This is a genomic window from Stakelama portus, from assembly GCF_003171655.1.
GTDB classification, from domain to species: Bacteria; Pseudomonadota; Alphaproteobacteria; order Sphingomonadales; family Sphingomonadaceae; genus Sphingomonas; species Sphingomonas portus.
Genome location: NZ_QFZL01000008.1, coordinates 56,107 through 68,777 on the forward strand (window position 1 = coordinate 56,107; position 12,671 = coordinate 68,777).

At 63.6% G+C, this 12,671-nt stretch carries 9 protein-coding genes and 2 tRNA genes; 4 read left to right on the plus strand and 7 right to left on the minus strand.

Annotated elements, in window-relative coordinates; translation table 11 throughout:
• Positions 1 to 267 precede the first annotated feature (267 nt).
• Complete coding sequence (locus DKB74_RS17190) at positions 268 to 411, minus strand: lmo0937 family membrane protein (RefSeq protein ID WP_109809427.1); 144 nt, start codon at positions 409 to 411, stop codon at positions 268 to 270.
• Positions 412 to 555: 144 nt separating this feature from the next.
• On the minus strand, positions 556 to 2,235 hold the full coding sequence (gene ettA / locus DKB74_RS17195) for an energy-dependent translational throttle protein EttA (protein WP_109809428.1): 1,680 nt from the start codon (positions 2,233 to 2,235) through the stop codon (positions 556 to 558).
• 139 nt (positions 2,236 to 2,374) lie between these two features.
• On the opposite strand from ettA, the gene DKB74_RS17200 reads away from it, so the two are divergent.
• The gene (locus DKB74_RS17200) at positions 2,375 to 3,766 is read left to right on the plus strand and encodes a M20/M25/M40 family metallo-hydrolase (RefSeq protein WP_109809429.1); all 1,392 of its coding nucleotides are present in this window, start codon (positions 2,375 to 2,377) and stop codon (positions 3,764 to 3,766) included.
• A 120-nt stretch (positions 3,767 to 3,886) separates the two neighbouring features.
• Complete coding sequence (locus DKB74_RS17205; protein WP_239987580.1) at positions 3,887 to 4,210, plus strand: hypothetical protein; 324 nt, start codon at positions 3,887 to 3,889, stop codon at positions 4,208 to 4,210.
• 275 nt (positions 4,211 to 4,485) lie between these two features.
• On the opposite strand, the gene DKB74_RS17210 is transcribed toward DKB74_RS17205, so the two are convergent.
• Positions 4,486 to 7,284 carry a TonB-dependent receptor gene (locus DKB74_RS17210; protein WP_239987581.1) on the minus strand — a complete coding sequence of 933 codons (2,799 nt, stop codon included), beginning with the start codon at positions 7,282 to 7,284 and terminating at the stop codon, positions 4,486 to 4,488.
• A gap of 64 nt (positions 7,285 to 7,348) precedes the next feature.
• On the opposite strand from DKB74_RS17210, the gene DKB74_RS17215 reads away from it, so the two are divergent.
• Positions 7,349 to 8,404, plus strand: a complete 1,056-nt coding sequence (locus DKB74_RS17215; RefSeq protein WP_109809431.1) for a phytase — start codon at positions 7,349 to 7,351, stop codon at positions 8,402 to 8,404.
• A 52-nt stretch (positions 8,405 to 8,456) separates the two neighbouring features.
• Positions 8,457 to 8,693, plus strand: a complete 237-nt coding sequence (locus tag DKB74_RS17220; protein WP_109809432.1) for a hypothetical protein — start codon at positions 8,457 to 8,459, stop codon at positions 8,691 to 8,693.
• A gap of 98 nt (positions 8,694 to 8,791) precedes the next feature.
• Here DKB74_RS17220 and DKB74_RS17225 read toward each other — a convergent pair.
• From DKB74_RS17225 to DKB74_RS17240, 4 genes are all read right to left on the minus strand, one after another.
• Positions 8,792 to 8,868 (minus strand) — tRNA-Pro (locus DKB74_RS17225).
• A 49-nt stretch (positions 8,869 to 8,917) separates the two neighbouring features.
• Positions 8,918 to 8,994: transfer RNA gene (locus DKB74_RS17230), tRNA-Ile, on the minus strand.
• Between the two features lie 26 nt (positions 8,995 to 9,020).
• Positions 9,021 to 10,073, minus strand: coding sequence for a polysaccharide deacetylase family protein (locus DKB74_RS17235; RefSeq protein ID WP_239987582.1), 1,053 nt, complete (start codon positions 10,071 to 10,073; stop codon positions 9,021 to 9,023).
• 17 nt (positions 10,074 to 10,090) lie between these two features.
• On the minus strand, positions 10,091 to 12,523 hold the full coding sequence (locus DKB74_RS17240) for a sensor histidine kinase (RefSeq protein ID WP_109809433.1): 2,433 nt from the start codon (positions 12,521 to 12,523) through the stop codon (positions 10,091 to 10,093).
• Between the last annotated feature and the right edge of the window lie 148 nt (positions 12,524 to 12,671).

Genomic DNA, 12,671 nt, shown 5'->3' on the forward strand with positions numbered 1-12,671 from the left:
TGCCCGGGCTGCACCTCGCAAGCCGCTCGTGCTTACGTCCGCAGCATAGGATGATCTCGTGCTAGGCCTCCCAACAGCGAGGGGGGGGTACATACATCCGAGCGCCGCCGGAATAGATCGACTTATGATGGCGGCTATTCACGTATCATCACCTAAAACCTGCCAGTCGGCTACCGGCCCATTTTCCACCCACCACCGCCCCTCCCCAACAAAAAAAAGCGGCGGGTTTCCCCGCCGCCTTTCGTGGCTTTGCGCTGATTGCGCGCCCTATACTCTGCGGCCGCGCACCAGCTGTACGACGAGCACGATTACGGCGACGACGAGCAGCAAGTGGATGAGCGATCCGCCGACGCTGCCCAGCAAGCCGAGCAACCACAGCACCAGCAAAATTACGATGATAGTCCAAAGCATTACGCATACTCCCCTGTTGAATTGGTACAGGGGCAGAATGGCCCGCGAGCGCTTTCGTTCCGCCGGTGGTTCGCGGCGGGGTGCGTTTTCGCGATGGCGCAGGCGTATGGCGCGGGCGGAAACGGGTCCGCCCGCGCCGCGCGATCAGCGGGTAAGTTTCTTGTACGCCAGTCGCGTCGGGCGATCGGCGGCGTCGCCCAGGCGGCGGCGCTTGTCCTCTTCATAGGCTTCGAAATTGCCTTCGAACCATTCGACATGGCTGTCGCCTTCGAACGCAAGGATGTGCGTGGCGAGGCGATCGAGGAAGAAGCGATCGTGGCTGATGACCACGGCGCAACCGGCGAAATTCTCGATCGCTTCTTCGAGCGCGCCCAGCGTTTCGACGTCGAGATCGTTGGTCGGTTCGTCGAGCAGCAGCACGTTGCCGCCCTTTTTCAGCATCTTGGCCATATGGACGCGATTGCGTTCACCGCCCGAGAGCTTGCCGACATTCTTTTGCTGGTCCTGGCCCTTGAAGTTGAAGGCGCCGACATAGGCGCGCGTCGACATGTCGTGGCCGTTGACCTTCACATAATCGAGGCCGTCCGAAATCTCTTCCCAGACATTATGCTTGGGATTCAGATCGTCGCGGCTCTGATCGACATAGCCGAGATGGACCGTGGGGCCGATGTCGATTTCACCGCTGTCGGGGGTTTCCTGACCGGTGATGATCTTGAACAGCGTCGATTTACCCGCGCCGTTGGGGCCGATCACGCCGACGATGCCACCCGGAGGCAGCATGAAGGACAGATCCTCGAACAACAGCTTGTCGCCATAGGCTTTGCTGATGTTCTTCGCCTCGATCACCTTGCCGCCCAGACGCTCGGGCACCTGAATGACGATCGCGGCCTTGCCCGGCGCGCGATCCTTTTGCGCGTCCTGCAGCTGTTCGAACTTGGCGATACGCGCCTTGGACTTGGTCTGGCGGCCCTTGGCGCCCTGACGAATCCATTCGAGTTCGTCCTTGATCGCCTTTTGACGACCCGATTCCTCGCGCGATTCCTGTTCGAGGCGTTTGGCCTTCTTTTCCAGATAGGTCGAATAATTGCCTTCGTACGGGAAGTATTTTCCGCGATCGAGCTCGAGGATCCAGTCGACCACGTGATCGAGGAAATAGCGATCGTGGGTGATCATCAGCACCGCACCGGCATATTCCTTGAGGTGGTTTTCGAGCCATTCGACGCTTTCGGCATCGAGATGGTTGGTCGGTTCGTCGAGCAGCAGGATCGACGGCTTCTGGATCAGCAGCCGGGTGAGCGCGATGCGGCGCTTTTCACCGCCCGACAGGCTTTCGACCGGCCAGTCGCCCGGCGGGCAGCGCAGCGCTTCCATCGCGATTTCGAGCTGGTTGTCGAGCGTCCAGCCATCGACGGCGTCGATCTTTTCCTGAAGGACGCCCATTTCCTCCATCAGCGCATCGAAATCGGTATCGTCCTTGGGATCACCCATTTCGGCCGAGATGGCGTTGAAGCGATCGACCATGTCGGCGATGTCGCGGGCGCCGTCCTTAACGTTTTCCAGCACCGTCTTGCTGGCGTCGAGATGCGGTTCCTGCGGCAGATAGCCGACAGTGATGTTCTCACCCGGCCATGCCTCGCCCGAAAATTCGGTGTCGATGCCCGCCATGATCTTCATCAGCGTGGATTTACCGGCGCCGTTCGGGCCGACGATGCCGATCTTGGCGCCCTGATAGAATTGCAGGTTGATGTTGGCGAGCACGGGCTTTGGCGCGCCGGGGAAGGTCTTGGTCATGTCCTTCATGACGAAGGCGTATTGGGCGGACACGGGCGTGTTCTCCGATCGAAAATGCAAGTGCAGGAAAGTCAGGCGCGCATGTAGCGCCCCGCCCCAACTTGTGCAACGCGGTGAAGAAGCCCGGGCAAGGCGATTGGCAAAGCCGGCAGCGGCGGTTAGCAATCGCATTATGAACAGGCACCTCCTCCTCGCGGCCGCGGCCGCCCTCGCCCTTCCCGCCACCCTGCATGCGCAGACAATGCCGATCGTGCCCGATGCGGATGTTTCCGCACTGCGCGACGCGGCGTTGCAGGACGAATATGCATGGGATCTGGTCGAGGGGCTGACCACCGAAGTCGGCCCGCGGCTTGCCGGAACCGAGGCCGAGGCGCGCGCACGCAGCTGGGCGGAGGCGCATCTGAAGGGCATGGGCTTTGCCAATGTCCATATCGAAACCTATCAGATGCCGGTATGGGAACGCGGCGTCGAAACCGCGCATATCGTCTCCCCCTTCCCCCAGGCGCTGACGCTGACCGCGCTGGGCCGCTCGGCCGCGACGCCGCCCGAGGGAATCGAAGCCGAAGTCGTCTATTTCCCGACCTTTGCCGAAATGATGGCGGCACCGGCCGAGGCGATCCGCGGCAAGATCGTCTTTGTCAGCAACGACATGGTGCCGACTCAGGACGGCTCGGGCTATGGCGCCAATGGCGCGGCGCGCTTTGTCGGCCCCAGCTTCGCCTCGCAAAAGGGCGCGGTGGCGATGATCATCAAGTCGATCGGTACCGACAGCCATCGCACGCCGCACACCGGCGGCACCAATTTCGCCGAGGGCGTGGCGCCGATCCCCGCCGCGGCGCTTTCGGTGCCCGATGCCGAGCAGCTGGAACGCGTGTTCGAACGCGGCCAGCCGGTGCGGCTGCATCTGACGCTGACGCCGCGCGACAGCGGGATGCAGGAATCGGGCAATGTCATCGCCGAAGTGCCCGGCAGCGATCCCGATGCGGGCATCGTGCTGATCGCATGCCATCTCGACAGCTGGGATCTTGGCACCGGCGCGATCGATGATGCCGCCGGTTGCGGCATCGTGGCCGCGGCGGCCAGGCACATCATGGAGGCCGGGCAGCCGCGCCGTACGATCCGCATCCTGTTTGCCGGGGCCGAGGAAGTCGGCGTGTTCGGCGGCGATGCCTATTATGAGGCGCACAAGAGCGATCCGGTGGTGCTGGTCAGCGAATCGGATTTCGGCGCCGACCGGGTGTGGCGCGTGACGACGAACCTTCCCGGCGACGCCGATGCGGTCGGCAAGCGCGTCGCGGCGGCGCTCGCCCCGCTGGGCATCGTCGCCGGGTCGGGCAAGGCAGGCGGCGGCGCCGATGTCGGCGAATTCGCGCGCAACGGCACGGCGGTGATCGATCTGGATCAGGACGGCACCCGCTATTTCGACCTGCACCACACGCCCGACGACACGCTCGACAAGATCGATCCCGAACAGCTTCGCCAGAATGTCGCGGCATGGACGGCAATGCTGGCGGTCGTCGCCAACGCGCCCGAAGCGATCGGCCCCGTCGCGGACGCCGAGTGATTCGCAAGCGCAACGATCCGCCACCTGTCCCAGAGCGGAGCGATATTTTCTGGTGCAACGCGAAATGATCAGAATCGGCGGAAATCTGCGGTCGAAGCTTACTGTAAGATGAATTTACGATTGACGCGACCGCAGTGCACGCTATTGGGCGAGTTTCGCGACGGCATTCGGGCCGGGTGCGAAATAGAAGTTCAAATGGGAGCAAACCAGATGAAGAAGGTCCTCACTGTCGCTGCTGCCGCCGGCCTGATGATGCTTGGCGCATGCCAGCCGGCTGCGGAAAACACGACTGCCGAAAACATGATCGACAGCCAGGAAGCCAACGCTGCGATGTATGAAAACATGGCGGACGAAGCGACCAACGAATCGACCGAAGCCATGTTCGAGAACGCTGCGGACGCTTCGGAAGCAGCTGCTGACGCGGTTGCAGACAACGCCATGTAATTGGCGCCCCGACCCCGCAAGGGATCGGGACCGAGATAGCGAAGGGCGCTTCCCATATCGGGGGGCGCCCTTTTGCTTTGCCGGGCATCCGGCTTTTCCGGGGACGCGTGCCCCTGCCCCGCTTTTTTCGACGCATGGCGGCGCCGTACCGCGCGCAGGGACGCGCCCCGCCCGCAGAGCATCGCTTGCAAACGCAAGGAGGCGCCCCTTGCGGAGCGCCTCCCCAATAACCGGCAGCCCTTGCCCCGCCGCGCATGGCGGCGGAGCAGTCGCGATCAGAATTTGATCCGCGTACCGAACTTCACGGTCGAGCCATATTCCTCATACTGAAGGAGGCGCTGGCGGCCATTATAGTTCTGATAGGCGAAATAGTTCGCATTGTTGATGTTGATCCAGTCAGCATAGATCTGGATGTTGCGCGTCACCTTGAACTTGGCGGTCAGATCCAGCTGGAAATGATCGTCGACATAGCGGTCTTCCGCCGCTTCGGCGCCGACTTCGTCCAGATATTTGTCGCGATAGGTGCCGGCGAGACGCAGGCTCAGCGGACCGTTTTCATAGCCGACAACCGCGTTGAACGTGTTGCGCGATGAAGAGGGCAGCATGATTTCGCGCGGATCGGTGGGCTCGCCATCGGTCAGCACATCGCCCTTGGCGTCGGTGAAGGTATAGTTGAACTGGAAGAGCAGGCCGTCGAGCGGGCCCGGCAGGAAATCCATCACCTGGCTGAAGCTGAATTCGACACCGGTGACGTTCGCGGTTTCGCCGTTGATCGGGAATTTGTCGATCGAGTCATAGGCCATGCCGTTATAGATGCCGCCCTGTGACGAGGTGGAATCGACGATGAAGTCCTTGATCGACTTGTAAAAGAAATTGACCGAGATCGCGCCGTTGGCGGCATAATAATATTCGACCGCAGCGTCGAAATTCCACGCATGATAGGGCTTGAGATCGGGATTGCCCAGCTCGGCTTCATTATCGTCATTGATCAGGAAGCGCGGCGCCATGTCCGACAGGTTCGGACGCATCAGGCTGCGATAGCCCGCTGCGCGCAGCACCAGCCCCGAACGCGGTTCGAAACGCAGCGTCAGGCTGGGCAGCCAGTCGGTATAGCTGCGCGTGAACTGGACCGGATCGACGCAGACTTCCTGCGCGCAATTGTCGTTTTCGAGCTGGACGAAATTGCCGTTGAGGCGGTTGAAGGTCCGTTCCATGCGAACGCCGCCGATCGCGCGCAGCGTGCTGCTGTCCCAGCGGCCGAGCAAATAGCCGGCGAGCACGTCTTCCTTGGCGCGATAGTCGCTTTCGGCCGAGCCAAAGCCCGATTCCTCGGTATCCAGTTCGAAATCGCCCGGATTGTCGTAATAGAAATCGTGCGTCTTGCCCCAGTCGAACGCGGGATAGATGTCCGCCAGGCCATAAGAGGGATTGCCGACCAGATCGGCGAAGCCGAGCGGGCCGTTATAATCGCCATAATATTCGAGGTTGAAGTCATAGCGCTTCACCCGCCAGCGCGACTTGACGCCGCCCTGCACCGTGAATTCGCCGCCATCCATCGCAAAGCTGCGCGCCAGATCGCCGCGGAGCGACCATTCCTGATCGACCGAATCCGACAGCGCCGTGCGTTCGATGCGATTGAAGCTGTAATTGTCGGGATCGGTGAACCGGTCGGCACCGTTGACGAGCGCAAACGCCGGAACATGCGGGTTCGAATAGTCGAAATTGATGTCGACGCCGCTGTTGAACCGGGCGCGGAAGCGCGTGGGATCGAGCGAGCCATGCTCGCTTTCGCTCGAGCGCGCCCAGCCGGCCTGATAGGTGGCGTGCCAGCCATTGGTCTGGGTTTCGCCGCCAAAGGTGATCGTGCGCACCTTCTGGCTTTCGAACCGGTCCTTGAGGTCGCGGCGCACTTCGATCCGCGAGCTCGAACCGCTCGGCTGGAACAGCGCGCTGTCATCGGTTCCCGAAACCGGGTCGCCGTTCGAAATGATCGTCAGCCGGTTGCGATATTCGTGATCGTCAAACTGGGTGTAGATGCCGCGCAGATACAGCGTCGTCGTGCTGCTGGGGCGCCAGTCGAGCGACAGCGTGCCGCCGATGCGCTTCCGTTCGACATCATAATCGCGATACTGGACCTCTTCGTTGAAATCGACGCCGTTCGCCGTGTCCCACGTGCCGCCGGTTTCGACATTGTCGGTCGAGAATTTGCGCTGATAATAGGAAAAGCCGCCGGCGATGCCGAAATTGTCGGTGAGGCGCGTGGCGAAATCGATGCTGCCCTTGGGCGTCAGCGTGTCGCGCAGCTCGTTATAGCTGCCTTCGACCTTTACCGTATACAGGTCGCTTTCGCGATCGAACGCACTGGTGGTGTGGATTTCCACCGAAGCGCCGATCGTGTCGCCGTCCATGTCGGGGGTCAGCGACTTCTTCACTTCGATCGATTCGATCAGATCGCTCGAAACCGTGTCGAGCGCGACTTCGCGCACGTCGGATTCGGGCGACGGCAGGCGCAGGCCGTTGACCGACGAGCTGTTGAGATTGGGATCGAGACCCCGCACCGACACGAAACGCCCCTCGCCCTGATCGTCGAGGATGTTGACGCCGGGCAGACGGCGCAGCGATTCGGCGACATTCTGATCGGGGAACTGGCCGATCGCGTCGCGCGTCACCACGCTGGAAACACCATCGGCGGCGCGTTCGCGCTGCAGCGCGCTGAACAGATTGGCGCGCTGGCCGACGACGAGAATCTCGCTGTCGGTGCCGAGCACGATGTCCGCGGTCAGTTCGCCGGTTTCGGGAACCACGATCCGCGTTTCGAACAGCGGCGCGCCCTGATAGCGCGCGCGCAGCGTATAGGTGCCGGGCGCGACATCGGAAAAGCTGTAATAGCCGTGCGAATCGGCCTGGGTGGTGCGTCCCAGTTCGACGATCGTGACTTCGGCGCCCTGAAGCGACGCGGTCCCCGACGCGTCGGTGACGATGCCGGTAACGTCGCTTGCCCAGGCCGTCGCAGGTAGCGCCAGCAGCATCGCCCCGGCCATGAGCCGCGAGCGCATTCCGAATCTAGTGATCATTGGATTCCCCCTGTATGTGTGGCGCGCGCTTCGCAGCCGTGCGTTTCGGGGGGATGAAACTAATATGACACTAGCGTTACGAAGCGGCCTGGTTGCCGCATTGGGTACGATCATGCTCGGCGGATGCGCCGCCGGCGAGCGACCGGCGGCGATGCTTCCGGCAGTCGCGGTTTCCGCCGCCGCCGAAACCACGCCGGTGGGGTCTTCGGTGGGTCAGGATGCCGCCGACGATCCGGCGATCTGGGCCGCGCCCGTCGGAACCACGGCCAGCTTTCAGGGCAAACCGGTCGAGGCACTGATCCTGGGCACCGACAAGAAAGCCGGCCTCTATGTCTATGGCATGGATGGCGCCGCGCTGCAGTTTCTGCCCGACGGGCGACTCAACAATGTCGATCTGCTGCCCGACGGCAACGGCTTCCTTGCCGCCGCGTCGGATCGCGGGCGGATGGGCGTTGCGCTCTATCGTTATGCCGGTTCGGGCGAGCTGGTTCCGGCAGGCTTTATCCGGTCCGACGTCGCCGAGCCCTATGGCTTTTGCATGGGACGCTGGAACGGGCGGATGCTGGCGGTGCTCGTCGCCAAGGATGGCGGCGTGCGCATCTATGCCGTCAGCGGGAGCGGCACGGCGATGACCGGTGCGGAAGTCGACCGGTTCGCAGTCGGATCGCAGTCCGAAGGCTGTGCGATCGATGAAGCGTCGGGCGACCTCTATATCGGCGAAGAGAATGTCGGCCTGTGGCGCTATCGGCTGGGCGATACCGGCGCGCGCACGCTGGTCGAGCCGGTCGGCGCGGACAAGCTGGTCGCCGATGTCGAGGGAGTCACGGTGCTTGTCGACGGCGATGCGCGCTATCTGCTGGTATCGAGCCAGGGGGACAGTGGCTTTGCGGTGTGGCGGCTGGACGGCGGCACGCCGGCCTATCTCAACCGGTTCCGGGTGGTTGCGGCGAACGGCGTCGACGGGGTCAGCGGCACCGACGGCATCGACGCGCTGGGGGGACGTGTCGGCCCCTATCCGCGCGGACTGGTGGTGACGCAGGACGACGATAATGACGGCGAGCCGCAGAATTTCAAACTGATCGACTGGCGCACGATCCTGGCCGCGGTGGAACCGCGATAGAGCCAAGGCGTTGGCCCCGAAACAATTTCACGACGAAACGGAGGGAAAAGCCATGAAACGCACGATGATGATTCCGCTTGCCGCGGCGCTTTCGCTGACCGGCCTCGCGGCCTGCAGCGAAAATGCCCAGGACAAGACCGGCCAGGCAGCCGACGCGATCGGCGAGGATATCGAAGCCACCGCCGACAACGCCGCCGACGCAGTGGGCGAAGCGTTCGACGAAACCGGCCAGGCGATCGACAATGGCGTCGACGCGACCGAAAACGAAATCGACGAAGAAACCCGCTGATCGCGGTTCGATCGTAATCCGAAAGGGCCGTGGAGCACGCTCCGCGGCCCTTTTGCATGGCCTCGCGGCAGCGATGGAGACGAAGACACGCGGCGGAATGGTCGGGGAGACAGGATTCGAACCTGCGACATCCTGCTCCCAAAGCAGGCGCGCTACCAGACTGCGCTACTCCCCGACATTCGCCCGCTTAGGCGCTGATGTGCGCTGCGGCAATCCGCTGCGGCTGGTGGGCCCGGCAGGACTCGAACCCGCAACCTAGCCGTTATGAGCGGCCAGCTCTAACCAATTGAGCTACAGGCCCCCAGCGCCGCTCCGATAGCGGAGGAATTATGCCGTGGGCAAGCCGGATTGCGGTGCCGGTTCGGCGGCGGTGACGAGATCGTCGATCGAGGCCGGGCGTACCGACAGCCGGTCGAGCAGGTCGAGCACGCAATCCCACCAGCGATGGAATTCGGCGAGATCGCTCTCGTCGCGCACATAGGGCGTGTGGCCGGGCACCAGCGAGGGCGAATGATAGGAGAAGTTGAGGACGCGAACCCCCTCGCCCAGCGCGACGCGAATCGCTTCCATCACTTCGTCGAGCGGCATGTCTTCGGGCGTCAGCGCGATGCGCGACAACATGCCCAGCCGCGCAAGCGCGCCGCCGAACGGCATACGCTGTGCCAGCGGATGGAGCCATCGCCCGGCACCGCGCGCGTGCCCGGTAAAGACAGTCGTGAGCGGCAATTCGATCAGCGAGCCAGACGGTCCTGTGCGGAATGCGTCATTGCCCACCGCGCTGTAATCAGGCCCCTGAATATGGCGGAAATCATAGGCGGCGCGCATCGAGCTGTCGATGCGATAGCCCAACGCCTCGAGCATGCCGAGCGTATGCGGGCCAAGCCCGTAGCGACCGGCGCGATAGATGATCGGCCGGATGCCGAATGTCTGCTCGATCGTCTCGGTCAGATTGGTCAGCTTGGCCGCTTCGAGCGATTGGGGCAGATTGCCGGCGAAGCTGTTGCGTTCGCTTACCGGCTCCTCGAACGGCGGATTGACCCAGGGATGCAGCTGGGTTCCGACAGTCGAGCGCGGATCGCTTTCCAGCAGCGCGCGCATCGCGTCGATCGCGGCGGGGTCGGTCGCGATCGGGTGATCGATCAGATAGGCGACCGGGATTTCCCGTTCGAAGAATCGCTGGTGAAATTCCGGCAGCGCCGCCGCCGCCGTCGTGTCGCGCGCGCTGCGGCGAAACGGTCCTGACCAGTCGAATTCCTCTTCGGTATCGACGAACAGAGTAAATCGTGTTCCGAAGCTTTCCGGCCAGTCAATCGTTGCGGACGCACAAGGCGCTGCAAACCGATACTGACTTGCTTCTTCTTCGAAAGACGACACCGTCATTTGCTGTGCCGTCGCCATTAGCTGAGATGTGCCTGCCCCATGGCTTCATTATCTGCAGCAGGAAGTCTTAAGGTCAGGTTATCCGCCTCAATGACAAGCGATCCGCCCAGCTCGCGGGCAAGATTGCGGGCAAGGCGCAGCGCGAATCCGGTGCCCAGCAACGCCGCGTCGCTGCCTTCATCATCGATGCCCAGCACCGATTCGCCCTGATAGTCGGCCAGTGCGGCGGGGCGTTCGAACGTCACCAGCACATCGTCGCCGTCGACGCTGCTGCGAACGCCGACGCGCTCGCCTTCGCCGCTTGCCGAAACCAGCGTCGCCATCAGCCGCGCGAACAGCCGTTCGACTGCGCGGCGATCCCCGGTCACCGCCAGATCGTCGATCGGAAGCGCGATGCACGCGCCGCGCAGTTCGGCAAGTTGCGACAGATCGTCGGCGATACCCGCCAGCAGGGGGCGCAGCGCCACCTTGCCCGGCGCGAGCGACAGCGCCTGGCTTTCGATTCGTGCCGCCAGGTCGAGATCGTCGATCGCGCCCAGCAATTCCTTTGCCTGGGTCCGCACCACGCCCGCGCGATCGCGATAGGGTTCGGCGACCGGACCGAGAATCTGGGTCTCGATCATTTCGGCAAAGCCGGCGATCGCGTTGGTCGGCGTGCGCAATTCATGCACCAGCTGGCGCAGCGAATCGGCGGGGCTCGATGGCGGGACCGCAGGCTCGGCGCGCTCGTCCGGGCGCGGCCGACGCGCCGTGCCGCGATAGCCCGAAAAGCGCCCGCTCGACGAATCGAACACCGGAATCGCCGAAATCAGCCAGTCGCCGGCGGCGTCGCTGTCACCGTCGATGACAAGGCGCGAATTGGCAAAGCCCGCGCGGCGGCGGAACGCCCCCGCGGCAATGGCGTCGATCCGCGCCGCGCCGGGAATCCCCTGTTGATCGAGCGAGAGTCCGACCAGCGGCGCGCGCGAAACGCCGTCGACCCAACGGATCACGCCCTTGGCATCGGTTTCGAACCGGAAGCCGGTCGGACGCGGCACCGGACGCGGTTCGCGCACTTCGTCCTGCTGCCGGCGCCAGAAGGCATCGATCCGCGCAACGACTTCGGAAATCTGGAACGGCCCCTCGCCCGCTTCGGCATCCGGCGCGGAATCGGCAGGGGCTGCTTCGACGACCCGCTCTTCGACCAGAAGATCTTCGCTCATGGCGACGTCCTCCGCTTCCGCCGCTTGCTCCGCAACCGGCTCGCTGAGGACGGGCGTCGCCATTGTCCCGCTTTGATGCGCCGGGCCATCCTCGCGATCGGGCGATTGGGGCTTGTCAAAGGCCGCGGCCTCACGCTCCGGCACCGCGAGCGAGGTCGCGAAACCGGCCAGCGCCACGAAGGAAAGATCCTCTTCCGCCGCCGCAGGCGAAAGATCGGCTGCGACTGCCGCTTCGACAAGCGTCGCCGGGGCCGGGAGCCCCGCATCTTCGGGATAGACCGGCGGCGCGATCGCCGACGGCGCAGGCAGCGGATCGAAATGCATGTCCGACGTCGGATAGGCGTCGCGTACCGGCGGCACATGCTCGATGAATTCGCTCTCGGCAGGTTCGGCAGCTGCTTCGGCAGCCACCGCTTCGGTGTCCGGCGCTACCGTCGCGACGGTGCTGTCGGCGATCGGCGCGGGTTCAGGCGCTTCCGCTTCCGCTTCCGCCTGCTGCTCGGCAGGCGGCGAATCGGTCACGCCTTCCGCTGCGTCCTCCGCCTCGGGCGAAGCAAGGGGCTTTGCGCTCTCGGTCAGCGGGGTGAGCGAGCGCAACGCGATCACATCTTCCTCCGGCCACGGATCCGCAACGCCCGCTTCGGGCTGAGCCTGAAGAATATCGGGATAGGGCGCCGGATCCATTACCGGTTGCGATACGGAAGGTTCGGGCGCGTTGGCAACCGCATCCTCGTCCAACAGTGTATCATTCTCGCCCGTCTCGAACATCGGTTCGGCAAGATCGGGTTCCGGCTGTGCCGGTGCGGCGGCAGCCGGTGTCCCGTCGGCGAGCACGAAATCGGCCGGACCGAAGGCTTCGAGCGCGCGCTTTACCGGCGGTCCCAGGTCGCGGCGGTTGCGCAGCACCGATCGCGCGGCCGACGACATTTCGGGCAACAGACTGATCCATTCCGAAGAGGAAAGCCGTGCCGCGCGCAGCACCGGGGCCGCCACCGAGATTTCGTCGACGCAAAAAATGCTGACCAGCGCAAAGGGCGGTTCGGCATATTCGAGTCCCCGCGCCGATGCCGCACGGATATTGGCGGGGACTTCGTTGCGAATCGCATTGAGGACGGTCAGTGCGCGCGAATCCGGCGGCACCCGCCGACGTCCAATAAGATCAACCAGTTGGCGCCATGCGGAATGCCTGCCATAGGGCGTCGTCAAGTCTCCGGCGAGTACCGTCTCCAGAGTATCGTCGAAGCGCACGCATTCATCCCCTTTGGCCGCCAGGAACGCGCGACCGGTAAGTTTTTCTTAACCCCGTGGTGGAGAGGGCGGAACAGCCCATTTCGGCACGTAGCAATGTGGGACAATTGCGTTCGCGGGTAATATTATTAGGATCGCCCCCGCGCTG